This window comes from Ruegeria sp. BHSA123 (assembly GCF_059613425.1).
In genome coordinates this window covers 31,528-56,363 of sequence record NZ_JBXWSL010000012.1, presented here as the reverse complement: position 1 = coordinate 56,363, position 24,836 = coordinate 31,528, and the positions used below count along the sequence as shown (strand labels likewise).

The 24,836-nt window shown below is 56.9% G+C and carries 27 protein-coding genes and 1 tRNA gene; 13 read left to right on the top strand and 15 right to left on the bottom strand.

Going from position 1 to position 24,836, the window contains the following annotated elements:
- Window positions 1-19: 19 nt before the first annotated feature.
- Window positions 20-1,546 (bottom strand): malonate--CoA ligase, encoded by a 1,527-nt coding sequence (locus AC2FNC_RS09070; protein WP_496715122.1) that lies wholly within the window; start codon window positions 1,544-1,546, stop codon window positions 20-22.
- Window positions 1,547-1,826: 280 nt separating this feature from the next.
- Between AC2FNC_RS09070 and AC2FNC_RS09065 the strand changes: the two genes are divergently transcribed.
- From AC2FNC_RS09065 to AC2FNC_RS09050, 4 genes are read left to right on the top strand one after another with little or no spacing between them, the layout of a single operon-like run.
- Complete coding sequence (locus AC2FNC_RS09065; protein ID WP_496715121.1) at window positions 1,827-3,353, top strand: DUF4153 domain-containing protein; 1,527 nt, start codon at window positions 1,827-1,829, stop codon at window positions 3,351-3,353.
- 13 nt (window positions 3,354-3,366) lie between these two features.
- Complete coding sequence (locus AC2FNC_RS09060; protein WP_496715120.1) at window positions 3,367-4,059, top strand: response regulator; 693 nt, start codon at window positions 3,367-3,369, stop codon at window positions 4,057-4,059.
- Window positions 4,044-5,576, top strand: coding sequence for a sensor histidine kinase (locus AC2FNC_RS09055; RefSeq protein ID WP_496715119.1), 1,533 nt, complete (start codon window positions 4,044-4,046; stop codon window positions 5,574-5,576). The genes AC2FNC_RS09060 and AC2FNC_RS09055 overlap by 16 nt, the downstream gene beginning before the upstream one ends.
- Window positions 5,577-5,617: 41 nt before the next feature.
- Complete coding sequence (locus tag AC2FNC_RS09050; RefSeq protein ID WP_209505961.1) at window positions 5,618-6,169, top strand: VOC family protein; 552 nt, start codon at window positions 5,618-5,620, stop codon at window positions 6,167-6,169.
- Window positions 6,170-6,283: 114 nt separating this feature from the next.
- On the opposite strand, the gene AC2FNC_RS09045 is transcribed toward AC2FNC_RS09050, so the two are convergent.
- A complete protein-coding gene (locus AC2FNC_RS09045) occupies window positions 6,284-6,781 on the bottom strand; it encodes a hypothetical protein (protein WP_496715117.1) in 498 nt (165 codons plus the stop codon).
- 290 nt (window positions 6,782-7,071) lie between these two features.
- Between AC2FNC_RS09045 and AC2FNC_RS09040 the strand changes: the two genes are divergently transcribed.
- Window positions 7,072-8,808 carry a caspase family protein gene (locus tag AC2FNC_RS09040; RefSeq protein WP_496715115.1) on the top strand — a complete coding sequence of 579 codons (1,737 nt, stop codon included), beginning with the start codon at window positions 7,072-7,074 and terminating at the stop codon, window positions 8,806-8,808.
- Between the two features lie 671 nt (window positions 8,809-9,479).
- On the opposite strand, the gene AC2FNC_RS09035 is transcribed toward AC2FNC_RS09040, so the two are convergent.
- The 7 genes from AC2FNC_RS09035 to AC2FNC_RS09005 all read right to left on the bottom strand — a co-directional run bounded on the left by AC2FNC_RS09035 (window position 9,480) and on the right by AC2FNC_RS09005 (window position 13,360).
- Window positions 9,480-9,914: a c-type cytochrome gene (locus tag AC2FNC_RS09035; RefSeq protein ID WP_480473972.1), complete on the bottom strand. Its 435-nt coding sequence runs from the start codon at window positions 9,912-9,914 to the stop codon at window positions 9,480-9,482.
- 11 nt (window positions 9,915-9,925) lie between these two features.
- On the bottom strand, window positions 9,926-10,792 hold the full coding sequence (locus AC2FNC_RS09030) for a CopD family protein (protein WP_496715113.1): 867 nt from the start codon (window positions 10,790-10,792) through the stop codon (window positions 9,926-9,928).
- A 2-nt stretch (window positions 10,793-10,794) separates the two neighbouring features.
- The gene (locus tag AC2FNC_RS09025) at window positions 10,795-11,136 is read right to left on the bottom strand and encodes a copper resistance CopC family protein (RefSeq protein WP_480494746.1); all 342 of its coding nucleotides are present in this window, start codon (window positions 11,134-11,136) and stop codon (window positions 10,795-10,797) included.
- 10 nt (window positions 11,137-11,146) lie between these two features.
- Window positions 11,147-11,578: a c-type cytochrome gene (locus tag AC2FNC_RS09020; RefSeq protein WP_480473968.1), complete on the bottom strand. Its 432-nt coding sequence runs from the start codon at window positions 11,576-11,578 to the stop codon at window positions 11,147-11,149.
- Window positions 11,579-11,674: 96 nt separating this feature from the next.
- The gene (locus AC2FNC_RS09015) at window positions 11,675-12,016 is read right to left on the bottom strand and encodes a hypothetical protein (protein ID WP_480473967.1); all 342 of its coding nucleotides are present in this window, start codon (window positions 12,014-12,016) and stop codon (window positions 11,675-11,677) included.
- Window positions 12,017-12,813: 797 nt separating this feature from the next.
- Window positions 12,814-12,889, bottom strand: a tRNA-Ala gene (locus tag AC2FNC_RS09010).
- A 144-nt stretch (window positions 12,890-13,033) separates the two neighbouring features.
- Window positions 13,034-13,360, bottom strand: coding sequence for a TIGR02300 family protein (locus AC2FNC_RS09005; RefSeq protein WP_480473966.1), 327 nt, complete (start codon window positions 13,358-13,360; stop codon window positions 13,034-13,036).
- A gap of 100 nt (window positions 13,361-13,460) precedes the next feature.
- Between AC2FNC_RS09005 and AC2FNC_RS09000 the strand changes: the two genes are divergently transcribed.
- From AC2FNC_RS09000 to AC2FNC_RS08990, 3 genes are all read left to right on the top strand, one after another.
- A complete protein-coding gene (locus AC2FNC_RS09000) occupies window positions 13,461-14,156 on the top strand; it encodes a M48 family metallopeptidase (RefSeq protein WP_480554776.1) in 696 nt (231 codons plus the stop codon).
- A 30-nt stretch (window positions 14,157-14,186) separates the two neighbouring features.
- Complete coding sequence (locus AC2FNC_RS08995; RefSeq protein ID WP_480473964.1) at window positions 14,187-14,834, top strand: GntR family transcriptional regulator; 648 nt, start codon at window positions 14,187-14,189, stop codon at window positions 14,832-14,834.
- Window positions 14,835-14,947: 113 nt separating this feature from the next.
- Entirely contained in the window at window positions 14,948-16,078 is a 1,131-nt protein-coding gene (locus tag AC2FNC_RS08990) for a lytic murein transglycosylase (RefSeq protein ID WP_480554774.1), read from the top strand.
- Window positions 16,079-16,081: 3 nt separating this feature from the next.
- Here the strand turns inward: AC2FNC_RS08990 and AC2FNC_RS08985 are convergent, their stop codons facing one another.
- Both AC2FNC_RS08985 and AC2FNC_RS08980 read right to left on the bottom strand, forming a co-directional pair.
- Complete coding sequence (locus AC2FNC_RS08985; RefSeq protein WP_480473962.1) at window positions 16,082-17,044, bottom strand: acetyl-CoA carboxylase carboxyltransferase subunit alpha; 963 nt, start codon at window positions 17,042-17,044, stop codon at window positions 16,082-16,084.
- Window positions 17,045-17,229: 185 nt separating this feature from the next.
- Window positions 17,230-17,826 (bottom strand): LysE family translocator, encoded by a 597-nt coding sequence (locus AC2FNC_RS08980; protein ID WP_480519374.1) that lies wholly within the window; start codon window positions 17,824-17,826, stop codon window positions 17,230-17,232.
- Between the two features lie 73 nt (window positions 17,827-17,899).
- Between AC2FNC_RS08980 and AC2FNC_RS08975 the strand changes: the two genes are divergently transcribed.
- Complete coding sequence (locus AC2FNC_RS08975; protein ID WP_480473960.1) at window positions 17,900-18,352, top strand: Lrp/AsnC family transcriptional regulator; 453 nt, start codon at window positions 17,900-17,902, stop codon at window positions 18,350-18,352.
- 119 nt (window positions 18,353-18,471) lie between these two features.
- A complete protein-coding gene (locus AC2FNC_RS08970; protein ID WP_480473959.1) occupies window positions 18,472-19,050 on the top strand; it encodes a PA14 domain-containing protein in 579 nt (192 codons plus the stop codon).
- A gap of 54 nt (window positions 19,051-19,104) precedes the next feature.
- Here AC2FNC_RS08970 and AC2FNC_RS08965 read toward each other — a convergent pair whose 3' ends face one another.
- On the bottom strand, window positions 19,105-20,067 hold the full coding sequence (locus tag AC2FNC_RS08965) for an L-malyl-CoA/beta-methylmalyl-CoA lyase (RefSeq protein WP_496715112.1): 963 nt from the start codon (window positions 20,065-20,067) through the stop codon (window positions 19,105-19,107).
- Between the two features lie 295 nt (window positions 20,068-20,362).
- Here AC2FNC_RS08965 and dgcN point away from each other — a divergent pair, with 295 nt between their 5' ends.
- The 3 genes from dgcN (at window position 20,363) to AC2FNC_RS08950 (ending at window position 23,275) form a co-directional block, all read left to right on the top strand.
- Complete coding sequence (gene dgcN / locus AC2FNC_RS08960) at window positions 20,363-21,364, top strand: N-acetyltransferase DgcN (protein WP_496715111.1); 1,002 nt, start codon at window positions 20,363-20,365, stop codon at window positions 21,362-21,364.
- 74 nt (window positions 21,365-21,438) lie between these two features.
- On the top strand, window positions 21,439-22,404 hold the full coding sequence (dgcA, locus tag AC2FNC_RS08955) for an N-acetyl-D-Glu racemase DgcA (RefSeq protein WP_496715110.1): 966 nt from the start codon (window positions 21,439-21,441) through the stop codon (window positions 22,402-22,404).
- A gap of 10 nt (window positions 22,405-22,414) precedes the next feature.
- The gene (locus tag AC2FNC_RS08950) at window positions 22,415-23,275 is read left to right on the top strand and encodes a D-amino-acid transaminase (RefSeq protein WP_480559591.1); all 861 of its coding nucleotides are present in this window, start codon (window positions 22,415-22,417) and stop codon (window positions 23,273-23,275) included.
- 43 nt (window positions 23,276-23,318) lie between these two features.
- Here the strand turns inward: AC2FNC_RS08950 and AC2FNC_RS08945 are convergent, their stop codons facing one another.
- The 3 genes from AC2FNC_RS08945 to AC2FNC_RS08935 all read right to left on the bottom strand — a co-directional run bounded on the left by AC2FNC_RS08945 (window position 23,319) and on the right by AC2FNC_RS08935 (window position 24,785).
- A complete protein-coding gene (locus tag AC2FNC_RS08945; protein WP_267365127.1) occupies window positions 23,319-23,633 on the bottom strand; it encodes a DUF1244 domain-containing protein in 315 nt (104 codons plus the stop codon).
- Window positions 23,634-23,721: 88 nt separating this feature from the next.
- Complete coding sequence (locus AC2FNC_RS08940) at window positions 23,722-23,961, bottom strand: DUF6868 family protein (protein WP_480554763.1); 240 nt, start codon at window positions 23,959-23,961, stop codon at window positions 23,722-23,724.
- 86 nt (window positions 23,962-24,047) lie between these two features.
- On the bottom strand, window positions 24,048-24,785 hold the full coding sequence (locus AC2FNC_RS08935) for an N-formylglutamate amidohydrolase (protein WP_480554762.1): 738 nt from the start codon (window positions 24,783-24,785) through the stop codon (window positions 24,048-24,050).
- Window positions 24,786-24,836 lie beyond the last annotated feature (51 nt).

Below are 24,836 nucleotides of genomic sequence, written 5' to 3'. Positions count from 1 at the left end.
GCTTATCTAGGCTCTGCCATTATGTGCCTTGTGACCCGGCTTTGAACATGTCCCTGAACTGGTCGCGCAAGATGTTCTTTTGGACTTTTCCCATTGTATTGCGGGGCAATTCATCCAGTTGAATAAGCGTGCGGGGATGTTTGAACCGCGCCAGGCTGTCGCGCACTGTATCCATCAACGCGTCGAGATCCGGAGATTGCCCAGGTTCGGCAACAATCAGGCCCAGCACGGTTTCACCGAAGTCGGGATGCGGCACGCCGATCACTGCGCTCTCCAGAACACCGGGCTGGCTGTCCAGAACCAGCTCAATTTCCTTGGGGTAGATATTGTAGCCACCCGAGATGATCAGGTCCTTGTTGCGCCCGACGATATGGACATACCCATCTTCGTCGACCCGTCCCAGATCACCGGTGATGAAGAACCCGTTTTCACGCAGCTCGGCAGCCGTCTTTTCCGGCATCTGCCAATATCCCTTGAATACGTTCGGACCACGCACTTCGATCTCGCCGATTTCACCCTGCGGCAAAGGGTTACCGTCTGCATCGCATATCTTTAGTTCCACCCCCGGCAAGGGAAACCCGACCGTGCCCGCGCGACGTTCGCCGTCATAGGGGTTCGAGGTGTTCATATTGGTTTCGGTCATGCCATAGCGTTCTAGGATACGATGACCGGTACGCTCTTGGAATTGTGCATGGGTATCCGCCAGCAGAGGGGCTGAGCCCGATACGAACAGGCGCATATGTTCGGTCAGCCCCCTGGTAAAACGCGCGTCTGCCAGCAGGCGCGTGTAGAAGGTTGGCACGCCCATCATCGACGTGGCTCCGGGCATCCTGTCAATGATCTGATCAGGGTCGAATTTTGGCAGCCAGATCATGCTTCCGCCAACCGCCAGAATGATATTGGTGGCCACAAACAGACCATGTGTGTGAAAGATAGGCAACGCGTGCAACAGAACGTCTTCGGACGCAAACCGCCACTCTTCGACCAGTGTCCGCGCATTGGACAGCAGGTTGTTCTGGGTCAGCATCGCCCCCTTTGAACGTCCGGTGGTGCCCGACGTGTAAAGAAACGCCGCCAGATCCTCACCGTCCCGATCCACGGTCGCAAAGCTGTCTGGCATTGCTGCCGCCAGGTCCATCAGCGAGCCCGAGCCATCCGCATTTAGCGTTTCGACCCTGCCCCCAAAACGCGCGGCAATCGGGGTCAGTTGGTCTTTGCTTCGGCCATCACAGACAACAAGTGACGCGCCGCTGTTTTCGATGAAATACGTCAGTTCGTCCACGGTATAGGCGGTGTTCAGCGGCAGGAAAACCAGACCGGCCTGCGCACATGCCGCGTAAAGCGCCAGCGCCTCAGGCGATTTATCGACCTGAGCCGCAACGCGGTCCCCGGGTTTTAGACCCAGTTGCGTGGCCACATGGGCGATCCGGGCGGCTGTGCTCAGAAAGTTTCGATAGGTGATGGTCGTCCCGTCTGTCAGGTGCAGGAAAGCCGTACCTTTGCCGGCGTGAATGCCAAACAGATCATCATAGAGAGGGTTAGCCATGTTCGATCCTCCGTTTCCTCAGCCATAACGGCGAACCGCTTCTCAGGGGAAGGTTCAACTGTGTCACACTGCGCTTTTGCTTGCAGTTCAATGTCTGGACGCGTCGCATTTACTGCGCAGCGCGAGTTGCAGCTCGGAAATCGTGGTTGGTAAAGCCTTTCACCGCCTCTGCACATTTTCTGCACGAAAGCCCCATGAAGGCTGCGGATACGTCGCGCCAAAGATGCAAGCGCCACAGGCAATCTGCCGGGAACACAAACCTGCAAGCAGGAGACAGGACATGAGGCAGGAACTGACAATTCGCGGCGTACCGGACAGCATCGTGCTGGACGCGTGGTGGCTGGGAAAGATGGACAAAGCCCCCCGATGGGGAGGCAATAGACGACAGCAGGGTGGTTCTCTGATGTCCACGCTGAAAATGCGCCATGCAATCCCGCTTCTTGCATCGCTGGTTGCGCTTGCTGATTGGTTGTTTTGGGAACAGCCGCTAGGCATTTCAGTCACGGTCTTCATGCTGGTTTTGTCCGCCGCGATCATGGCGATGAAACCCCGGCGTGCGACTGCAAAGGAGTGGCTCATAGCCGCCGCATTTGCCTTGATCACCAACCTTCCGGTAGTCATCGATTTGCAGCTTCTATCTTTATTGTTCAGCCTTGCTGGTTTGGTCAGTCTGGCGACCTGGGCGCTCTTCGGTCAGACCGTAAATGAACGTCTGCTGCTGCGCACCGCCCTGCGCCTGCCTTCCATCGGCGCGACGCTTTTGCTACGCGACACATGTCGCACCGCTGTGGCCGCCGATCTTGGGTCCGACAGCCGCCGCCACGCAGCCTCGCTGGCCTTGCCGTTGCTATTGGGCGCGGTCTTCCTTGCTTTGCTGGCCGCCGCCAATCCAGTGCTGGAAGACCTTCTGGCCGAGCTGGACCCAAGTCTTCTGTTCGAAGGGTACTACTGGCTGCGACTTCTGTTCTGGAGTGTAATGGCCTCGCTGCTGTGGCCGTTCCTTAACCTCAGCGATCCGTCGCTGGGTGGCATTGCCCGCCCCGCCGCCATGCCGAAGACGGGCCCAAGCCGGGCCGCATTTCTGATCAATCCAATCTCGGTGCGCAATTCGCTGTTGCTGTTCAACCTGATGTTCCTTGTGCAAACCGTGATGGACCTCGGTATCCTGACCGGCGGTGTATCCCTGCCTCAGGGGATGAGCTATGCCGCTTATGCCCACCGGGGCGCTTATCCGCTGGTGGTGACGGCCCTTTTGGCGGGCGTATTCACTCTGGTCACTCACAGCATGATCGGCGCGGACCGGACGTTGCGCTTTCTGATCTACATGTGGTTGGCGCAGAACATGTTCCTGGTGCTGACAGCTGCTATCCGGCTGCATCATTACGTCGACGCCTATGCGCTTACCTATTTGCGGGTGGCCGCCTTCATATGGATGGCGCTGGTTCTCACCGGTTTGCTGCTGACCGTGGTGCAAATCCATCGCGGCTTCGGTACAACCTGGCTACTGCGGCGTTGTTTTGCAGCGCTTCTGGTGGTCTTGTATACCTGCAACTTTGTGAATTTTGCATCAGTCTTAGCCGGCTACAATCTGAGCCACGGCAGCGCTCTGACGAAACAGGATACCGGTTACATATGCAGCCTTGGTGCTGATGCTTACCCAGCCATACGCGATCATGAAACCAGAACCGGACAGCAGGTCTGTGACGCGTGGATGCAATATGACCTGAAAAAGGATGCAATCACCAACTGGCGCGAATGGGGCTTTCGGAGATGGCGGATCCAAGCCTATTATCGGCAGCAGAGTTGAAGGACCCCATTTGATGCCTGCACGCATTCTTGTTGTCGACGATGATCCGGATATCCTTGAGGTAACAAGGTTCGCGATTGAAAAGGCAGGCTATGCGCCACTTCTGGCCAGTGACGGCCTGACCGCGCTTGATACAAACCGCCAGGAAAGCCCCGACCTGATCGTGTTGGATATCGGGCTGCCCGAAAAGGATGGTCTGGAAGTATGCAGGGACATCCGCAAATCCTCGGACGTGCCGATCCTGTTCCTGACCGCCCGCGATGACGAGGTCGACCGTATCGTTGGGCTGGAGCTGGGCGCCGATGATTATCTGACGAAACCCTTTTCCCCACGCGAATTGGTGGCCCGGATCAAGGCCATCCTGAAACGCAGCGCGCCGACACCTGCCCAGCCCGACCCGGTGTTGTCGCAAGGCAGCCTGCACCTGGATGCAGAGCGGCACCTGTGCAGGTTCGCTTCAACCCCTGTGAAGCTGACCGGATCGGAATTTCGGCTGCTGGCAACTCTGATGGCCCGTCCCGACCGCGTTCTGTCCAGGGCGCAGCTGATTGATGCGCTTTACGGCTATAACATCCACGTCTCGGACCGCACCATTGACAGCCATATACGCAATGTCCGTGCCAAACTTGCCCAGGCCGGCTGTGCCGAGGGGATCGTGACCATTCACGGTGTCGGCCTCAGGATGGGTGCATGCACGCCCGGCTGAACCGTAAATGGCGCCCCAGATTGTGGACCATCGTTCTGCTGGTGCTGGGCATTGTCCTGTGCTTGCCCTTTGCCGGGCTGGTCCTGTTCCGCTTTTATGATAGTCAACTGGTGCAACAGACCGAAGAAAGCCTGCTGACACAGGCTGCGGTTATGTCAGCGGCGTATGCCGAGCTTTATGCAGATGCAGCCGGGATCAAGCCGCCCCGCCCGAGTGCAATCTCAACCGAGCACGCGGTGTTCCCATCACTGTCGGTCAATCGCGAAACGGTTCTGCCACCGCGCCCGGACGCGCGGCCCGCAACCGTCCGACCCGGTTCGGTTTATCAGGCCATCGCCGCCCCGCTAAGCCGCATCGCCAACGCCGCCCAAGCGCAAACCCTTGCGGGTTACCGGATGCTGGATGTCGATGGGAACGTGTTTGCCGGAACCGCGGAAATCGGGCAGAAGCTGGGCCATGTTGACGAGGTTCGCGAGGCCCTTTCAGGGAAAACCGTCTCGGTCGCGCGCACCCGCGTGCGCGAGGACGCAACGCCTGCGCTTTATACCCTCAGCCGCGGTGCCCGCGTGCGCGTTTTCGTGGCGATGCCAGTGTACGTGGATCAGACCTTGATTGGGGCGGTTTACCTGAGCCGCACCCCGAACCATATTTTCCGCTTTCTGTACGGCGAACGTTTCAACCTTGCCAAGGCCGCGGCATTTGTCGCTTTGTCCACGGCGCTTATCGGGTACGTATTCTGGCGGTTCATCACTCGGCCGATCCACCTGTTGATCCAGCGCAGCCAGATGGCGGGCCACGGTGGTCAGGCATGGGAACCACCAGACCAGCTTGGCACGCGGGAAATCGCGGATCTGAGCCACAGTTTTCAATCGCTGACGGAACGCTTGCAGGACAAGCAGGACGGATTGAAAACGTACACCGCCCATGTCACCCACGAGCTGAAGTCACCCCTCACCGCCCTGAAAGGCGCGGCAGAGCTGCTGCGCGACGACGATTTGCCACCTGCGCAGAAACACCGCCTGCTGGACACTGTAGAAAAGGGCGGAAAGCGGATGGAGGATCTGCTGGCCAACATGCGCGCCTTCAGCCTGGCCGATCAGAGTGCCATCAACGGTACATGCTGTCTGAACGACATCATTGATCAGGTCGTTCAGACGTTCCCGGCGCTTGCCATCAAGGCTGAAAACGATAACTTGCCCTTGCCCGTCGCGGCACCCACCCTGCACATAATACTGACACATATGCTCGAGAATGCTCAGCAACACGGCGCGCAGAATGCCGTGCTGACAGCCTATCAGAACGACGGTGTCATCAGTCTAAAAATTGCGGATAATGGCGCCGGTATCAGTGAAGGGAACAAGGACAAGGTTTTGCAGCCCTTCTTTACGACAAAAAGAGAGGCCGGTGGCACAGGTATGGGCCTGAATATTGTCAAAGCGACCATGGAAGCAATTGGTGGGCAACTCAGTGTTGTACCAAGCAATCAAGGCGCTTGTTTTCTTCTCACCTTCAACTAGCCGGGCGAGGTGAGAACTCATCAAACGGGAGGAAACTCAACATGCGCAAATTGCAGGCACAGGGCATTCACCACATCACCCTGACTGGTGCAGACCGGCAAACGTCAATAGACTTCTGGGAGGGTCTTCTCGGGTTTTCGCTTATCTTCGATCAACCAAACCTGGACGATCATTCACAGGGTCACTTGTACTTTGCCGCTGGTAACGGCCAGACGATCACGGTGTTCACCAATGAAGATCGAAAACCGTCCGGCAGTTTGCTCAGGGATCAGGTTGGCGCGGTTCATCATCTGGCCTTCGCGGTGTCACGCTCGGTTCTCATGCAGGTCGAGGAACGGCTTGACGAGAGGGGTATCAAGCACACGCCAATCAAAGACCGGGGCTTCATGAACTCGATCTATTTCCACGATCCGTTGGGTTTGAGGATCGAGCTTGCGAGTTACCGCTTTGAGCCGCCTGAAGGTGCGACTCATGGTGACGTTCTGGCCGAAGCGCACAGGCTGCGCGTTGAACGTGGTGATCTTGCGATTGCCGACGTCCACCTTGCCGATGCGATCGAGAATATCGTCTCGGAGCGTACTCCAAGAATGTAGCCCACATGTCGTTTAACCTGAGCGGTGGGCATCGCGATCCCCAACAAAATCGAAACCGGCAAAGTCGATTGATCGATCCAATGCCCCTTTACGGGTCTTCTTTATGCAAAAAACCTAATCGGGAAGCGTGGCCACCGTGAGTGACCGCAGGAATTCGCCAATATCAGACACCTCTTGTCGGCTCACTGCGCGATTGATGAGCATGTCCGTGTTCCGCCCTGGAACTGTGTCTTCAGCGCTCGCGGCCACAATGTGGATGTCTGCCAAAGGATCATCGCTCAGGGTGCGTCCCAACTGAGAAACGGCCATAACTCTGATCGCCTCTTCCAGATCGCTTACCGAGCCATTGTGGAAATAGGGCGCGGTCAGCGCGACATTGCGCAGGCAGGGCACGCGAAACCGGACGGGACGCTCCTCAAGAAGCAGATCGTATTTTACCAGATAGGGATTGCCGTCCCGAAACACCGGGAATATTCGGTAAGTCCCAAGTGGCTTTTCAGTGCCCGCTGTGGAGAGCGCGGCATCGATATGGCAGTTTCGGCAGCCGATCTTGTCGAAAAGCACGAGGCCGCGCAAATCTGCTTGTAACAGCGCCGCATCCTCGCCTTTCACAAAGCGATCATAGGGCGTATCGGGCGTGACAAGCGTGCGTTAGTAAGCCGCGATCGTGCGGGTGATATTGCGGAGAACCAGAAATCCTCCGTTGCTCAAACCCCTAAATCTGTCCGGTGGGTGCTGACGTCACACAAGGCCCAAGTGAAGCAGTTGGTTTGACAACAACGTCGCCCATAAACTCCATTTATGCTATATTAGGTCCGGTTTCAGTGGACGATTTTGCCATGTTAACGCGCCAATTGCACCAATGCTTCTTTGGATCGTGGATATATCTGAGCTTCGTTTTGATGTTCGGACTGAACGCAGCACTTGCGGAAACGCCTCATGCAAAACGTGTGGCTTTGGTAATTGGAAATGCACGATATGAGCATGTGTCAAACATCCCAAACTCAGCCAATGACGCCCAGGATATTTCTGCCGCCCTCAAGAGGATCGGCTTTCATGTCACAGCAAAACAAAACCTCGACTACCGCGAAATGCGCCTGACCTTAAGAGACTTCTCTGAGGATGTAGTCGATGCGGATATGGTATTAGTCTATTTTGCAGGTCACGGGATCGAAATCGACAACACAAACTACCTGATACCGACCAATGCCGAACTCAGGAGTGACAAGGACGTAGAATTCGAGGCAATCCGTCTGGATACGGTGCTCAACGCCGTTTCGACCGCGAAAGGCTTGAAGCTGGTCATAGTGGATGCGTGTCGGAACAACCCGTTCGTGAGCGATATGGTTCGAACCACTGCAACCCGATCAATTGGTCAAGGGTTAGGCCGCATCGATCCCAGTGGGGTTCTTGTCGGGTATTCAGCGCGAGGCGGGACTTTGGCGCTGGATGGTGACGGTCGCAACAGCCCGTATGCAGAGGCCTTTCTTGAACATATCGAGGTACCCGGGTTGGAGCTTGGGAAGATGTTCCGGAAGGTGCGGGATACAGTTTACGAACTTACAGATGGGTATCAGGAGCCATTCACCTATGGGTCTCTGCCCGGTCATGACATTTTCCTTGTCCCAGCAGCACTCAAAGAGCCAATCAATAGTGACGATGCCACTGCAGATGCTGCCAATGTCGTTCGCCCTGTCGATGAGCGCGAGCGGTCGGCGCAACGTGTTCTGGGCGAGGCCATGCAGCTGGAAGACGAAAGCGCGAAGCAGGGCGCTTTAAAGCTGATCGCGCAGCTGTATCCAGACACCCGCGCGGGGCAATATTCTCAACAGGTTACGGATGTGGTTGGACACACAAATCGGAAGATTGCCACACTCGTCACGCCGAAAACGACGATTTCACCCCCTGGAACCGAAAGCCGCCTAGACGCGCCTGCACCGTTGCCACGCTCGAATTCGGACATCGAGGCCAGTCTGAATCTGAACCGAAACGAATACCGGAGCATTCAACGCGGCCTGAACGCGCTTGGGTTTTCAGTTGGATCAGTGGATGGGATCTTCGGGCCTCGGTCCCGTGAAGCTCTGAAAGAGTTTCAGAGGCAAAATGGCGCAGAAAGAACCGGATACCTCACAGCACAAAGCTACGCCTTTCTGAAAAATGTAGCAAAACCAGAACCATCCGCGCAAAGCGACCAACAAGCAGACCCTCAGATACTGGTGGCCGTACCCAAGTCGCCCCCAAACGAGAACGCCCAAACCGCCTTCTATGGTGACTATGTCATCGAATTCAAAAGACGACCGGACCCACGTTACAATGGCGGCGAACTTGCCAACGAAAAGCCTAAAACAATGCTGCGAGTGGTGTACCGCAAATCGGCCGCCGGGTTTCAACTTATTAGTGCTCAAGACAATACTGGAACCGGTGCGTCGCGTCCGCAAAAGTTTCGCGCATCGCTGTCTGACAACGGAAAACTGCGGATCTCAGGAAACGTGGGATACCTGTTTGGAAAAACCCGAGTTGTACCATTCTCGGTCACTCAGAGTTTTTCGAAGGAATTTACCAGTGGCAAAACCGTGCATTCCAATCAGGGTCGGTTTGATGCTGCATTTTTCTTTGATATGACAATTACACGGCGCTGAGTGAAGTCGGAATGGGTGTAGCGCGGCCCAGCAGACAGGCTCGCTTGCCCAAGCGCATCCGCGTTCGCCACGTGGCGGATCAGCAGGAACAGGCGCTTTCGGCAACTGATCTGCGTATCTGCGCTGATTGTCACAAAAAGAAGTCAGGGTCATTCCAACGGGTTTGGATGCCAATGTAGGAAGTGAAGTGCTCATGCACCTTTGTGCGGAGTTCGCCGTGGTTCGTGCCCGATGCTTCTATGTGCCTTGTTATTGTGTCACCGCACACTGCAAGACGCCGTGCCAGAGTACCAGTCTCATTAGGGCATCTAGTACGCAATGAAACACGAAGGTTCTACGCGGGGTGTTTAGTCTGGTGCGGTGTTTTGGTGCCGCGTCGGGTAGGGGCCAACGAAAGTAGTAGATGCCGTGTCGGGACAGTGAGAGATACGCATGCAGCTTCATTTTGCGTCACACTTGTGTGTCACGCCGCTCTATTGCTTGCTAACTGGTTGTATTGTTAGGTTTTGGCGGAGCCTGGGGGAAACGCTGCCGAACGCCTAATGCCCTGATAGTAAACACTATTGTAGTGTGCTGGTTTACAGAGTGTCTCACCTTAGTGTCACACTTAGAAGCACTCAACCTGCTACGTTGAACTGTGTATACCCAAACCGACACCAGACTACTGCCCTTTACTGATGAGGAAGGTTGCGACTAGCCTGCATTTGCTGAACATCGTCAGGCCAAGTGGAGCGTATGTAAGCCAGCACGTCCCATATGTCGTCGTTAGTCAGGGTGCCCTCAAAGCCCGGCATGCCGCTGTTGAAGTCTTTAATACCGCGTGCTGCCAATGCGTCTGCCCCACCTAGTTTGGTATACTCGAACAGTAGCTGGTTATCATGGTGCCATGTGTGCCCTGTCACGTCATGTGGTGGGGCGGGTAACACTCCGTCATCGCCGGGTGTCTGCCAGTCGGGTTGGCCTTCCAGATTAACTCCATGGCACGAGGCACAGTACTCTGCGTAGAGTTTTTGCCCATTCGCGAGGTCCCGGTCTAACAACTCATGATCTGCAGCGACGCTAGTACCAATACTGCATATAGCGAGTGCATACAGGTGTTTGTTCATCTCTACCTACCTTAACTCGGAAGCGTTAGTACGCTGGTGAGTGTCGCCGTTGTCGCCAGAACCGCAAATACGACTATTGCCTCAACCTCGATAGATCGGGCGAGGCGTTGCGCTGCTTTAGCCTCTCCGCTTTGTAAGGCCGGAACAAATCGGAGCTTGTTGGCAGCGGCGAGGATCAACAACAGCGCCACAAGGAACACTTTGAGCAACAGAGTCTGACCGTAGCTAGTGAACAAGAGCCCTTGGAGATTGCCAACAAACAACCAAGCCATCCAGAGACCCGCCGCGACCAGCGTTGGCACAATCAGTGCAGCAGCTTGTCCGAACCTGTGCCCTAGTTCAGCAGCATCTGTCAGGTGTTCAGGCATGAGAGCCATACCCCGCAGCGGGCTAAAGATACCCACCCAAAAGGCTACACATAGAAGATGCAACAGGAGCAAGAGTTGGACACCAAAACTCTCCAGTTCCGGCACATGTCCGATCTGTGCAAAGGACCACATGGCCAATGCGCCACCCAACAGCGCGATCCATAGGCCAAAGCGAGGAACAGACAGTCCCACAAGGATCAACACTGCGCCTGCAAGGCGATAAACAAGTACGTCGCCTACGGATGTTTGCCAAAGCAAGCCAAGCATCTCTGGATCGACCATGCCGTCAACTCCGCCTGTTAAGGCGGCTCCTCGGAGCATGAAGCCAAATACCGTTGCTGCGAGGGAAAGCCACGCCAAGACCATGGCTTGGCGCTTCATCGCAAGGCTTATCGGCGCGACTAGTTCGGAATAGAGGCACTTCACGACGACAAGCCCGGTGGACCCAGCAAAGCCGATGTAGAGCACCAGCTTTGCGAGGATTGCGACAACTCCCCAAATGTCTGGCATGCTCATTCCACGGAAAAGGAAAATTCGCCCTGCATCGCATGGCCGTCTTTACCTAAACCACGCCACTCGATGACATAGGTGCCGGTTCCATTGCCCGGCAATGGGATCGTGAACACCTGACGGAAACTTGTTTGGTCCCCCAAATCCAAGCGTATCGCCGCTTGCTCTTCATGGGCCATCTCAATCCGTGTCAACCGGATGTCCTTGGTGAAGCTGAGGCCAATTTCGGCGGGCACAGAGGTTACAGTAGCCCCGTTGGCAGGTGTCGTTTCTTCGGCCTTGGAATGCGCCAGTACCCCGCTGGGAATAGCAGCCATGATTGCGAGCGTTATGATCTTCTTCATGGTTCTGTCCTCAATTTATTCCATTAGCACGCTGGATTTCACGAATGTACGCGATCACCATGGCAACGTCGCCTCGCGTCAATCCTTCGACCGGCGGCATGTCACCAAACTGCCAATGATGGCTTCTTACACCTTGTGAAACCGCCCTCTGAAAGGCTTCGTCAGCGTGGTGGCTGGGCTCGTATATCTTGTGGATCAGAGGCGGTCCTGCGCCTTCTACTCCGACCGCGTTGACGCCGTGGCAAGTAGCGCAGGAGACATCAAAGACACGCTGACCGATTACAGCATTGCCCTCAATTGACGGCATCTGAATTGCGACCATAGCATCGCCTTCAAGTGCCTCCTGCGGCGTAGTCTCTTCGATTGAACCGGGCCGAAGGGTTATGAAAGCGGCGACGGCAGCGACGGTGCATACGCCGACTAGTAAGTAGCTTTTTTTCATGGATTGGTCCTGACATTTTGGAAGCTTATAGTGCTGCGGTTCATTGCGAACAGCGGCACGCGCAGGTCGCAGATGTTCGCAAGGATTTACGCTGCTTCAAAGGTCAGGGGGCTTGTATGGGTTATCCGGTTCAATCGGCTTGGCTTGAGTTCCAATCTGAAACTCTGGATCAATTTCACGTTGATCCTGCGCGGCTTCTCCGTTCTGGGCGAGCAAAACAATGGCTTGGCAGATAGAGGGATTACACTCGCCGGTTCCTGAACTGTCCGGGTCATGGTGGCTGTTTGGGGACGACTTATCGATGCTATTTTTAGCCACGGAAGCGTGTTCTGTTGATTGCATGTGGCTTTCACAGTGAAGGCCGATGCAGCCATCTGATAGCGCATGAACAACGGTGCCAAAACCGGTCAGGGTGACCAGAACGCTGACTAGTAGCACAATTGAGTATCGTCGGATGACCATGGTTCAGGACGCTACTGCAGCAGACCAAGCATGACAACGCCATCACGTTTATAATTATGGATTGTGACCAACTTAATTTCGAGCTTTTTGGGCCCGCCTCCTCGTAGCTAGCAACATGAGAAGGTCCTTCGTACTAAACCCCTAACTGCAGTGATGTGGACGACGTTGCAGTTGAGTGTTGACTTGTGTCAAAGCGTAGGTTGCCAAATTGTTGGTAAGGTGCTTCGCAAATGGGTCAGAGCAACAGCATAAAAGCAACCCGGAGAACGGTGGCGTTTTTGGCTATACTTATAGCTATGGCCGCATGCACGGACAGGCATCACCACGGTGACTGGCACGGCCATGGTGCAGAGGGATGCTATGGACCTCACCATGACGCTATCGGCGAAGCTCGTTGTGGGGCGTTTGAGTAAGCTACTTTGCAAGGAAGCACTCGCAAACAACCAGTCTAGCCAGTTTATGTTTGTTGATCACGAGGCCGCTGTTGATAGTGAACAGCCTCATTTGACTAGTCCAGTTTGATTGTTAGTGCATCGTCGGCCTCTGATCCATTGGAATGATGGTTTCCGGGGCTGGTGGGCGATAGCCCAATGCACTGTCCGATGTGTGGTGCTTGGTCCAGTGTGGGGTTTTGGTCTTGTGTCGGGCAGGGGCCAACGGAAGTAATATATGCCGTGTCTAGACAGTGAGAGGTACGCATGCAGCTTCATTTTGTGTCACATCTGTGTGTCACACCGCTCTAATGCTTGCTATCTAGTTGTTCTGTTAGGTTTTGGTGGAGCCTAGGGGAGTCGAACCCCTGACCTCTTGCATGCCATGCAAGCGCTCTCCCAACTGAGCTAAGGCCCCATCATTGTACCATCGGTATGGTGGACGGACGTTTAGGAGACAGCGGCTGCGAGTGCAAGTCCAAAATTGGAATTGGACGCGAATTTCCGTCCGGGCTGTCCCTCTCAAGTAAAAGGCGATCCCAGGGGATCGCCTTTTACTTGATCAGTTGTCGTCGTCTGACGTCATGTCGGTGATGTCGTCCAGTGAAACGTCATCACTGTCGTCATCATCGTCGTCCAGCAGATCGTCATCCAAATCCACGTCGACGCTGTCATCATCGTCCAGAACCAGATCGTCATCCGCCGTGTTTTCACGTGCTTTGACCGAAGCCGCGTCTTCCGCATCCGCCGCGATCATGCGGCTTTTGACTGTTTCAAGCTCCACAATCTCGCCAGTGTAGGGGCTGATGATGGGGTCTTTGTTCAGGTCGTAAAACCGCTTACCAGTTGTCGGGCAAACACGCTTTACGCCCCATTCTTCCTTGGGCATGTCAAATCCCCTTGATATCAGGTGAGTCGTCTAAATGATTCAGCTCACCTGCCACAGGCAGAGGGCACTGTCAAAGTCTTTGCGCAAGAGAGGTCGCGATATGGGAGAGCACGCATTGCCAGGGACACCGCCGGTGCCACTGAGATTGCGCAAATCGGCTCGGGCGCGGCGTATCAGCCTGCGAATCTCCCAGCTGGATGGGCGCGTCACGTTGACTTACCCGAATGGCGTGCCGGAATCCGAGGCCTTGAGCTTTGCGCGCACCAAGGAAGGGTGGATCCGGCAGCATCTTCAGGGTCGGCCCGATATGGCCTCAGTGCAGTTTGGGCAAGTGATCCCGATCGAGGGGAAAGCACGCCGAATCGTCCCTGCCACCGGGCGACGGGTTATGCTGAATGCAGATGAGGTTGCCGTGCCGACAGGGGCCGAGGCCCGCAGGTTGGGCCGGTTCCTGAAGGAACTGGCGCGAGACCGGTTGACCGGCGCCTGTGATGATTATGCAGCAATGCTGGGGCGTTCGTACACGACACTCAGCCTGCGTGACACGCGGTCGCGTTGGGGGTCGTGCAGCTCGCATGGCGGGTTGATGTTTTCGTGGCGCCTTATTCTGGCACCTCCTGACGTGTTGCACTATGTCGCGGCGCATGAGGTGGCACATCTTGCCGAGATGAACCACTCGCCTGCCTTCTGGGCGCAGGTTGAAAAGATCTTTGGCCCGTATCAGCCGCCCCGCCGTTGGTTGCGCGACAACGGGGCCGAGTTGCATCGCTACAGATTTGACACAGAGCCGAGTTGACGTGGCGCCTTTTTGTGATCACATGAGCATATGTTGACCGCGCGCCCTTCCGAAACCCAGACCGCAACACATGACCGGGTGTACCGGGCGCTGCGATCCCGGATCATGCATGGTGAGATGGCACCGGGGCAGGCCCTGACGCTGCGGGGCATCGGCAAGGAATTTGGTGTTTCAATGACTCCGGCGCGAGAGGCGGTCCGCCGCCTGGCCGCAGAAGGGGCATTGTTCCTGTCCACATCGGGCCGGGTTTCGACCCCGGAGCTGACGAATGACCGGATTGAGGAACTGGCTGCCTTGCGCGCCTTGCTTGAGGTCGAACTGGCAAGCCGGGCCTTGCCCAGGGCACACATGGCCCTGATCGATAGGTTGCAGAGCATCAACATGACAGTTGCCGAGATGGTGACCAAACGGGATGCGGTTGGCTATATCCGCTCGAATCTGGAATTTCACAGAACCCTGTATCTGCGCGCTCAGGCCCCTGCGATGCTGGCCATTGCTGAAACCGTCTGGCTGCAACTTGGCCCAACGATGCGGGCGCTTTACGGACGTCTCAGGCGCGCAGAGCCGCCACATTATCACAAGCTGATCATTGCGGCGCTCAAGGCCGGGGACGAGCCGGGATTGCGGCTGGCAGTGCGCTCGGATGTGACGCAGGGGCTGCGTTTGCTGGTCAGCTGAGCGGCTTCCTGCCGACATCGTCAAAGCGCCCGTCCAAGGTGTCACTGTTCTGGCCTGTGCAACCCGGCTGGGTTACTCTTGCGGCAAATCACAAACAAGAGCAGACCCAAACCATGATCACTCGCCGGACTTTTTCCATTTGCCTCGGATCAACGCTTTTGGCCGCCTGTACAGGCGGTGCCGCTCCGTCCGGCACGCCTGCAACCCGGATGCGGGCTGTTCCTAATGCCGGGTGGGATGCCTGGGTTGCCGGTTTCAAGGGCAGGGCAGCGTCGCAGGGGATCTCCCGGACAACCGTTGACCGCGCCTTTCAGGGGGCCGGGTATTTGCCCGACGTAATCGAACGCGACCGAAATCAGGTCGAATTCAAGCGCAGCCTCGAAGACTACCTAGCCATCGCGGCCTCGGACGAACGGATCAGCACCGGCCAGCAGATGCTGCGGAAACATAACGGCACCCTGTCGCGGATCGAGGCGCAATATGGCGTGGATAAGGAAATCGTCGTGGCCGTCTGGGGGCTGGAGAGCCGTTACGGCGCGCGCCGCGGTGATGTGCCCGTTGTATCGGCGCTGTCGACGCTTGCTTATGATGGCCGGCGTGGGCAGTTCTTTGAAAGTCAGTTGATCGCGGCGATGAAGATCCTTCAGAACGGCGATACCACGCCTGCCAACATGACCGGCAGTTGGGCCGGTGCGATGGGGCACACGCAGTTCATTCCGACCTCGTATCTAGCCTATGCCGTGGATTTCACCGGCGACGGGCGGCGCGACATCTGGTCGGATGATCCGACGGATTCGCTGGCTTCCACCGCTGCTTACCTGTCGCGTGCAGGTTGGGTGCGGGGGCAGCCCTGGGGGGGCGAGGCGGGGCGTGTTTCCGGTACTCCGGTGGCCGTGTTGCAGCCGCAAATACCGGGCCCCCGCATCGCCGTGTTCCGCAATTTCCAGGTAATCAAACGCTATAACAACTCGGACAGCTACGCGATCGGCGTCGGTCATCTGGCGGACAGGATCGCGGGCGGGGCGCCGTTTCAGGCCTCGTTCGGGCCGGATGCAAGTGGGCTTACGCTGGACGACCGCAAGGAATTGCAGCGCCGCCTGACATCTGCGGGGTATGACACGCAAGGCGCAGATGGCGTGATCGGAAACAACACCACCACAGCCATCAGCGCTTATCAAAGCGCCAACGGTCTGCCCGTGACAGGTGAGCCTTCGGTTGCTTTGCTGCGCAGTTTGGGTGGCTGACGGTTACGCCGCCAGCCCCTTCGACCCGATATCAAGGAATTTCTGACGGCGGTCTTTTATCAGGGCCGCCCCATCCTTGCCGTCCAGTTCAGTCAACATGGCGGTGATGGCCGCGCGCACCGACTCAACCGTTGCCGGTCGATCGCGATGTGCGCCACCCTTGGGTTCCGGGATGATCCGGTCACATACGCCCAGCTTGTGCAAATCCTGAGCGGTCAAACGCAGCGCCTCGGCCGCTTCACGCATCTTTTCGGCATCTTTCCACAGGATCGATGCGCAGCCTTCCGGCGAGATCACCGAATAGACCGAATGCTCCAGCATCGCCACGCGGTTTGCGGTCGCAAACGCCACAGCGCCGCCCGAGCCGCCTTCGCCGATGATGACCGAAACCAGCGGCACGCCGATTTTCAGACACATTTCGGTCGACCGGGCAATCGCCTCGGATTGGCCGCGTTCCTCTGCTCCTTTGCCCGGATAGGCGCCAGCAGTGTCGATCAAGGTAATGACAGGTAGTCCAAAACGCCCGGCCATCTCCATCAGACGAACTGCCTTGCGATACCCTTCAGGTCGGGCCATCCCGAAATTGCGTTCGATCCGCGACTTGGTATCGCTGCCCTTTTCGTGGCCGATCACCATCACCGGCTGATCGTTAAAGCGCGCAAGACCACCGATAACGGCGAGATCGTCGGCAAAGTTCCGGTCACCGGCCAGCGGGGTGAACTCGGTGAACAAAGCGTCCACGTAATCCTTGCAATGCGGGCGTTCCGGGTGACGCGCCACCTGGCACTTCCGCCAGGGTGTCAGGTCGCGATAGAGTTCATCCAGCAGCTTGGAGGCTTTGGCATCCAGTGCGGCGGCTTCTTCGGCCACATCCATTTCTTCGTTGGCACGGGCCAGCGCGCGCAGCTCTTCAGCTTTGCCTTCAATCTCGGCCAGCGGTTTTTCGAAATCCAGATACTGGGTCATGACGCCTCATCTGCGTGAAATTTCCTAGCTATATGCCGCTGGCTGGCCTCAGATGCAACTAGATGACACTGAAGCGGCATCGTTCATGTCAAAAGCCGTTGATCAGATTAAGAGATTCTTTCTCTTGCCAGCACATTCCCGACATGCCCAGCAGAACAATCGCTGAAATCGACTTATGGGGAAACTCACTCCGGCCAAAGCACGGGGTAGAGCGAAACCACAAGCAGCACAGCCATTGTCCAGTTGAAAACAACCAGTCGGCGTGGGTTGGTCAGTAACCGTGCCATCTGCTGTCCCAGCACGGTCCATGTGCTGACCGACGGTAAGTTGACGGCCCCGAAGACAAGCGCCACCACGGCAATCGCATACATCGTCCGATCCGGTGTATAGGCCGTGGTGGCGGTCAGGGCCATGGCCCAGGCTTTTGGGTTTACCCATTGAAACGCAGCGGCTTGCAGGAATGTCATCGGCACTCCGGTCACCTCGGCGCTGCTTGCCGGCGCGGCATGTGCAATCTTCCAGGCCAGATAGAGCAGATAAATCACCGACAGGATTTTCAGCACCGAATAGCTGACGGGATACCGATCAAAGACCTGCACCAGACCAGATCCGACGAGCAGCACCATGAAGGTAAAGCCAAGCCCAATGCCCAGCATATGCGGAATCGAACGTCGAAAGCCGAAATTTGCCCCCGAAGCCATCAGCATCAGGTTGTTCGGCCCCGGCGTGATCGAGGTTACGAAGGCAAAGGCGATCAGGGCCATCAGGATGTCATAAGTCATGGCGCGAAGTATTGTCCGCTCTGCGGCAAATGAAATTGCTTTTTTGTGCGTGTTTCCTGTAGTTGTGCAATCAATGATGAAAAATGACAGAATAAACCGCCAGATATTGCAGGAGCTGACCCGTGACGGACGGATCAGCAATCTGGATCTGGCTGAGCGTGTGGGCCTTTCCCCTTCGGCCTGCCTGCGCCGCGTGCAAGAGCTTGAAAGGGCCGGGGTGATCACAGGCTATCGCGCAGTTCTGGACCCGGCGGCGATGGGTATCGGCTTTGTCGCTTATATTGGTGTAGGGCTGGGCGAGCATACAAAGGCCGCGCAGGAGGGGTTTGAACGCGCGCTCCAACTAGCCCCGGAAGTTGTCGAATGCCACAACATCACGGGAACAATCGAATACCTGCTGCGGGTCGAATGTGCAGACCTGCCGTCTTACAAGACCTTCCATACCGAGGTGTTGGGGACCTTGCCGCATGTCACATCGATCACATCCTATGTGGTTATGGATTCACCCAAGAATTTGCGGGCGTGACGCCTTGAATTGTGAAGGCACACTCTCTTGCAGGGCGAAAACTCACAGCCTAAAGTCATGGAAATGACGTTGCCTTGGGATACGCCCAGCCAGAACGGCACGCAAACAGGGAGATTACGATGAAACGCGTTCGAACAGTGGCGGCCGCAGTTGCCTTGTCAGTGGTTGCCGGGGCCGCCTTGTCTGCCCCGCTGAAACTGCAACCTGCCAACCCGCAGCCTTCTCCGAAGGCGGGGCTGAATGTGAAGTACATTGGCACAGGCAATCAACACAAGAAGATCCGCGATCTGAGTCAGGCAAAAAGCATGCTGTCCAAAGCGCAGCCTGGGCAACCGCTGCAGGGACTGGATTACAGGGACACCAGTCAGGGTGACAATGTCATGACATTCGACGGCGCTTACAATGTTGCTGCCGAGATTACGGGATATATGCGGTTCGACTCGCCTGGGGTTTACGAGTTGGAAACCTGGTCGAATGACGGGATAGAAGCATTCGTCGGAGGCCAAAATATAGGCTATGTCACGGGTATTCAGGGTTGTGAGGCCAACCAGCGGACCGAAGTCGAAGTGCCCAAGGCAGGGTGGTACCCGCTCAAGATCATCTATTTCCAAAAGCTTGGAACATCCTGCCTGATGATGAAGTCGGGTAAAAAGGGCGAAAGGTTCACCTGGACGCCGAATGCTGTTTTTGGGCGGTGATACCAGAACAAAGTTGGAAAAAGGCGCCGGGTCGGGCGCCTTTTTTATTGTGCATCAGCCGTTGGCCGCGATCAACTCGGCCTGTGCCACGATCACCTCGGCCTGCTTGATCGAAGCGATGTCGACCAGACGTCCTTTGTAAACCGTCGCACCTTCGCCATTGGCTTTGGCTTGCTCCATCGCGGCGAGGATTTCGCGGGCCTCTGACACGGCTTCTTCCGAGGGGGTGAACACCTGATTGGCCAGCGCGATCTGCTTGGGATGGATGGCCCATTTGCCCACCATGCCCAGCGTGGCCGAGCGTTTGGCCTGCGCAATGTACCCCTCGTCATCGCTGAAATCACCGAAGGGCCCGTCGACTGGCAGCACGCCATGGGTGCGGCATGCGGCAACGATGGCGGCCTGTGCCCAGTGCCATGGATCGGACCAGTGTTTCGCACCCTCGTGCAGCATGTAATAGTTTTCCTGCGTGCCGCCGATGCCGGTGGTTTGCATCCCCATCGAAGCGGCAAAATCAGCCGCGCCAAGGCTCATAGCCTGCAAACGGGGCGAGGAGGCTGCGATTTCTTCGACGTGGGCGATGCCGGCGGAAGATTCGATGATAACCTCAAAGCTGATTGGTTTGGGGCGACCTTTGGCGCGTTCGATGGCGGTGACCAATGCGTCCACCGCATAGACATCTGCCGCGCAGCCGACTTTGGGGATCATGATCTGATCCAGACGGTCGCCCGCCAGTTCCAATACATCGACAACGTCGCGATACCAGTACGGGGTATCCAATCCGTTGATGCGAACGGACATGTATTTGTTGCCCCAGTCCACGGTGTTCAGTGCTTCGATGACATTGGCGCGGGCCGCATCCTTATCCGAAGGCGCAACCGAGTCTTCAAGATCGAGGTTGATCACATCCGCAGCGGATGCTGCCATCTTCGGGAACAGTTTGGTGTTCGACCCCGGGCCAAACAGCTGACAGCGATTGGGACGCGCCGGTGCGGCAGGTTGGATGCGAAAGCTCATCTGGACCTCGTCTGAGTAATGAAATTACGATTTTCCTGCTCAATGAGGTATTAAATTGCGCGGTGCGGCGCAAGAGCGATTGTGCACCTGCGGCAATGCGGTTGCAGAAAGCAGCTTCAAAACTGCCCGAGTGGGGTGATTAAAGTTTAATCACTTTAAAAACTTCGAAGATTTTTGCGCACATCGAGAACACTGCGCAAGAAACTCGCGCATAGGCCGTGGTTGACGGGTCAAAACGCGAAGCGCTCGTTTTACCGCTTCTCTAGCCTGCCCCGGAATCAAAGGAGTGACCGCAATGATCGAGACACCGTACCTGCTGTTCCTGGGCGATGCGCCCGACCAATTGGCGGCCAAAGTGGCTGTTGGGATCAAGGACTGGCGTCCGGAAAACGCCGTGGGCCAGTATCGAATGGACGGCTGCAAGGCCGATCTGGGCTTGGCTGACATGACCCTGACCGAAGCGAAGGATGCCGGTGCCAAGACACTGGTGATCGGCGTGGCAAACCGCGGCGGTGTGATCAGCCAGGACTGGAAAAAGGTTCTGGTCATGGCGCTTGAGGAGGGGTTCGACCTGGCCTCGGGGTTGCATAACCTGCTGCGGGATGAGCCGGACCTGGTGGCCGTGGCCGAAGCAACAGGACGGAAACTGCACGACGTGCGGGTGCCTGAAATAAATTATCCGATTGCAAACGGGATCAAGCGCAAGGGCAAACGGTGTCTGGCCGTCGGTACCGACTGTTCGGTTGGCAAGATGTACACCGCGCTGGCGATGGACGCCGAGATGCGTGAGCGCGGGATGAAATCGACCTTCCGCGCGACCGGCCAAACCGGCATCCTGATCACCGGTGACGGTGTGCCGCTGGATGCAGTCATTGCTGACTTCATGGCGGGTTCGGTCGAATGGCTGACACCGGACAATGACGATGATCACTGGGACCTGATCGAAGGGCAGGGGTCATTGTTCCACGTATCCTATTCCGGCGTGACCATGGCACTGATCCATGGCGGCCAGCCGGACGCCCTGATCCTGAGCCATGAACCGACCCGTGCGCATATGCGCGGCTTGCCAACCTATCAACTGCCAACATTGGAAGCCCTGCGCGACACCGCGCTGGCGCTGGCCAAGGTGGCAAACCCGGATTGTCAGGTTGTTGGCGTTTCGGTCAACACCCAGCACATGTCCGAGGCAGACGCGACCGCCTATCTGGCCAAGATCGAAGAGGACATGGGCCTGCCTGCGACCGACCCGTTCCGTTTTGGTTCTGGCAAGCTGGTGGACGCGCTGGCCGCAATATGATCTGAACAACGCGCCGGTGGCGGACTGTTCCGCCTCCGGCGTGAGTATTTGGGAAAAGATGAAGGAGCGGGTGCGTGCAGATTGAGGTTTCTCGCGAAGTGTTCCGGCTGGCGCAGGTCTTCACCATCTCGCGCGGGTCGCGGACCGAAGCAAAGGTGCTGACGGTTCGGGTTTCGGACGGAAGCCATCACGGCTGGGGCGAATGCGTTCCTTATGCGCGTTATGACGAAACGCTCGAGTCTGTTGAGGCTGAGATTGCCGGTCTTCCCGCAGATGTCACCCGCCAGTCGCTGACGGATCTGCTGCCCGCAGGCGCCGCGCGGAACGCCGTGGATTGTGCCTTGTGGGATCTGGAGTGCAAACGTGTTGGCAAGCGCGCCTGGGACCTGGCAGGTCTGCCAAAGCCCGGCCCCGAGATCACCGCCTATACATTGTCGCTGGACACGCCCGAGGCAATGCAGGCGCAGGCCGCCGGGAACGCGCATCGCCCGCTTCTGAAGATCAAGCTGGGCACGCCCGATGATATGCCCCGGCTTGAGGCGGTGCGCGCTGGTGCTCCGAATTCCAAGATCATTGTGGATGCAAACGAAGGCTGGTCTGCCGAGGTTTACGCCGACCTCGCCCCGCATCTGGTGCGGCTGGGCGTGGCATTGGTGGAACAGCCTTTGCCCGCAGGAGATGACGATGCATTGATCGGGATGAAGCGCCCGGTGCCAGTCTGCGCTGACGAATCCTGCCATGACCGTTCCAGCCTGCCCAAGTTGAAGGGTAAATATGATGTCATCAACATCAAGCTCGACAAGACCGGGGGCCTGACCGAGGCGCTGGAGTTGCGCAAGGCAGCGATTGCCGAAGGTTATGACATTATGGTGGGATGCATGGTCGGCAGCTCGCTTGCCATGGCACCTGCGACATTGCTGGCGCAGGGTGCGATGGTAACGGACCTTGACGGCCCGCTTCTGTTGGCCGAAGACCGCGACACCCCGCTGGATTTTGACGACGCCGGAGTGCACCCGCCTGCGGCCGCACTTTGGGGTTGAGGAGACGAATATGACCCGCACCGTTTACGTAAATGGCGAATATCTGCCGGAGACCGAGGCCAAGGTTTCCATTTTTGACCGTGGCTTCCTGTTTGCGGACGCGGTCTACGAAGTCACCAGTGTGCTGGACGGCAAGCTGATCGACTTCGAAGGTCACTCAGTCCGTCTGAAGCGCTCGCTGAACGAGCTGGAGATGGCCGAGCCCTGCACCAAGGATGAACTGTTGGAAATCCACCGTAAGCTGATTGAGCTGAACGGTATCGAGGAAGGTTTGGTCTATCTGCAGGTTTCGCGCGGCAGCGATGGCGACCGGGATTTCGTGTTTCCGTCGGCAGATACCCAGCCCAGCCTCGTTCTGTTCACGCAGAATAAGCCGGGGCTGGCTGACAGTCCGGCGGCAAGGAAAGGCGCCAAGATCATCTCGATCGAAGACATCCGCTGGGGCCGCCGCGACATCAAAACGGTGCAATTGCTCTACCCGTCGATGGGCAAGATGATGGCCAAGAAGGCAGGTTGCGACGACGCATGGCTGGTCGAGGACGGCTTTGTGACCGAGGGCACCAGCAACAACGCCTATTTCGTCAAAAACGGCAAGATTGTCACCCGCCCGCTGTCCAACGATATCCTGCACGGCATCACCCGAAAGGCCGTGCTGCGCATGGCGGCTGAGGCGCAGATGGAAATCGAAGAGCGTCTGTTCACCATCGACGAAGCCAAAGAGGCGGACGAAGCATTCACCACCTCGGCCAGTGCCTTTGTGATGCCGGTGGTTGAAATCGACGGAGTTGCGCTAGGTGACGGTACGCCGGGGCCGATTGCAAAACGCTTGCGCGAGATTTATCTGGACGAAAGCCGCAAGGCAGCGATCTAAAGAAATAGGCCCGCCAATCTGGCGGGCCTATTTCGTATTGGGCCTAGCCCTTTTTCGTTACATTCTCTTCAAACGCGACCTTGAAGGCGGCCTGTTTTTCAGCGCTGGCCTCGGTTTGATAATTGGCTTTCCATTCATCCATGGTCATGCCGTAGAAAAGTTCTCGGGCCTCGTCCTTGCCCATCTCGATCCCCTTTTCATTGGCCGCTTCCTGATACCACCGTGACAGGCAGTTTCGGCAGAACCCGGCCAGATTCATCATGTCGATGTTCTGCACATCGGTGCGGTCTTCCATCAGGTGCTTTTGCAGCCGACGAAAGGCGGCAGCCTGAAGTTCGATTTCGGTTTGCTTGTCCATAATGTGGCTCCGGAAGGCAGTGTGTGTTGCGTTTGACCTAACAATCCTGCCGTGTCGTTACAACAACGGCGCTTGTGGTCAGCGCTACCTACATCAGTTTCAAGGCCAGCCAGGGCACGATGCAAAAGATCAGTGTCAGAATCTTGTAGTTGGCAAGGTATCTGAAATAGGCACGTTTCACGTCGGCGCGATCCATCTGAAACATCCTGCCGTGAATGCCAGCGATCCAGTCCTGCAAAAGCAGAATCATGACGGTGGTGAACAGCAAAACCGCGATATTAAGCGTGGCCATCCAACCGAAAAACGTTGTCAGAAACTCATGTGTCATGACGATCCCCTTTCCCGCATTATATGGGGATCAGAGGCATTGCTCACAATGGCGTGAGGGGTGGAACGTCCCTGCAAACCTTGCGGTCAAAGGTCGCTGGCGTCCAACGCTTCTTGCAGGATTATCGCCAACTGCTCGGCCCAATGCCGTTGCCCGGCATGATCGGCGATCAGATCATTGCGTAGCTCGATCAATGCATTGGGACGGCCAAAAGCGGTGCAGTGCTTGTCAATCGCATCACCCGGCAAAACGCCGGTATAGGGTTCATTGACACCAACGCACAGGTCATCTTCCTGTTGCAGCCGTTCGATCAAAGGACGCGAGAACCGCTCGTCCGGCGTGTGCAGAACACCAATGTGCCACGGACGCGGATCACGTCCACGCAGCTGACGCGTGAAGGAATGCATCGACACAATTACCGCATGTGGCAGTGCCGCCATCTCAGCCAACGCTGTGTGGTAGGGGCGATAACACATGTTCAGGCGGCGTTCGCGCTCGGCGGCATCGGCATGGCGGTTGCCGGGAATGATCGACCCGTCATACAGTTTCATCAACAGCGTGGGGTCATCTTCCCCTCGGTTCGGGTCGATTACAAGGCGCGAGAAATTGGCGGCGATCACCGGCGCGTTCAGAATCTCGCCCAGATGCTTTGATACCTCATACGCGCCGACATCATAGGCGATATGGCGCTCCATATCCTCGCGCGGCAGGCCAAGGTCTCCGTCATTGACCTCGGGGGGAACGATGTTGGTTGCGTGGTCGCATGTGATCAGCCATCGGGACGGGCGATCCGCGCCGTGAACAAAAAACGGGGTGTAAGTCATAAGCCTGTCATCTAGTTTGTCGCAGGTGTAGGGCAGTTGCTTTAAAAAGGG

Coding starts and splice junctions, on each gene's coding strand:
- AC2FNC_RS09025 (WP_480494746.1), bottom strand. CDS start 11,136: ATGAAGAAGATCATAACGCTCGCAATCATGGCTGCTATTCCCAGCGGG.
- AC2FNC_RS08950 (WP_480559591.1), top strand. CDS start 22,415: ATGACCCGCACCGTTTACGTAAATGGCGAATATCTGCCGGAGACCGAG.
- AC2FNC_RS09000 (WP_480554776.1), top strand. CDS start 13,461: ATGGGAGAGCACGCATTGCCAGGGACACCGCCGGTGCCACTGAGATTG.
- AC2FNC_RS09060 (WP_496715120.1), top strand. CDS start 3,367: ATGCCTGCACGCATTCTTGTTGTCGACGATGATCCGGATATCCTTGAG.
- AC2FNC_RS08940 (WP_480554763.1), bottom strand. CDS start 23,961: ATGACACATGAGTTTCTGACAACGTTTTTCGGTTGGATGGCCACGCTT.
- AC2FNC_RS09035 (WP_480473972.1), bottom strand. CDS start 9,914: ATGAACAAACACCTGTATGCACTCGCTATATGCAGTATTGGTACTAGC.
- AC2FNC_RS08945 (WP_267365127.1), bottom strand. CDS start 23,633: ATGGACAAGCAAACCGAAATCGAACTTCAGGCTGCCGCCTTTCGTCGG.
- AC2FNC_RS08980 (WP_480519374.1), bottom strand. CDS start 17,826: ATGACTTATGACATCCTGATGGCCCTGATCGCCTTTGCCTTCGTAACC.
- AC2FNC_RS08935 (WP_480554762.1), bottom strand. CDS start 24,785: ATGACTTACACCCCGTTTTTTGTTCACGGCGCGGATCGCCCGTCCCGA.
- AC2FNC_RS08990 (WP_480554774.1), top strand. CDS start 14,948: ATGATCACTCGCCGGACTTTTTCCATTTGCCTCGGATCAACGCTTTTG.
- AC2FNC_RS09040 (WP_496715115.1), top strand. CDS start 7,072: ATGTTCGGACTGAACGCAGCACTTGCGGAAACGCCTCATGCAAAACGT.
- AC2FNC_RS08985 (WP_480473962.1), bottom strand. CDS start 17,044: ATGACCCAGTATCTGGATTTCGAAAAACCGCTGGCCGAGATTGAAGGC.
- AC2FNC_RS09065 (WP_496715121.1), top strand. CDS start 1,827: ATGAGGCAGGAACTGACAATTCGCGGCGTACCGGACAGCATCGTGCTG.
- AC2FNC_RS09070 (WP_496715122.1), bottom strand. CDS start 1,546: ATGGCTAACCCTCTCTATGATGATCTGTTTGGCATTCACGCCGGCAAA.
- AC2FNC_RS09005 (WP_480473966.1), bottom strand. CDS start 13,360: ATGCCCAAGGAAGAATGGGGCGTAAAGCGTGTTTGCCCGACAACTGGT.
- AC2FNC_RS09020 (WP_480473968.1), bottom strand. CDS start 11,578: ATGAAAAAAAGCTACTTACTAGTCGGCGTATGCACCGTCGCTGCCGTC.
- AC2FNC_RS09030 (WP_496715113.1), bottom strand. CDS start 10,792: ATGCCAGACATTTGGGGAGTTGTCGCAATCCTCGCAAAGCTGGTGCTC.
- AC2FNC_RS08975 (WP_480473960.1), top strand. CDS start 17,900: ATGATGAAAAATGACAGAATAAACCGCCAGATATTGCAGGAGCTGACC.
- AC2FNC_RS08970 (WP_480473959.1), top strand. CDS start 18,472: ATGAAACGCGTTCGAACAGTGGCGGCCGCAGTTGCCTTGTCAGTGGTT.
- AC2FNC_RS08995 (WP_480473964.1), top strand. CDS start 14,187: ATGTTGACCGCGCGCCCTTCCGAAACCCAGACCGCAACACATGACCGG.
- dgcN (WP_496715111.1), top strand. CDS start 20,363: ATGATCGAGACACCGTACCTGCTGTTCCTGGGCGATGCGCCCGACCAA.
- AC2FNC_RS09055 (WP_496715119.1), top strand. CDS start 4,044: ATGCACGCCCGGCTGAACCGTAAATGGCGCCCCAGATTGTGGACCATC.
- AC2FNC_RS08965 (WP_496715112.1), bottom strand. CDS start 20,067: ATGAGCTTTCGCATCCAACCTGCCGCACCGGCGCGTCCCAATCGCTGT.
- AC2FNC_RS09050 (WP_209505961.1), top strand. CDS start 5,618: ATGCGCAAATTGCAGGCACAGGGCATTCACCACATCACCCTGACTGGT.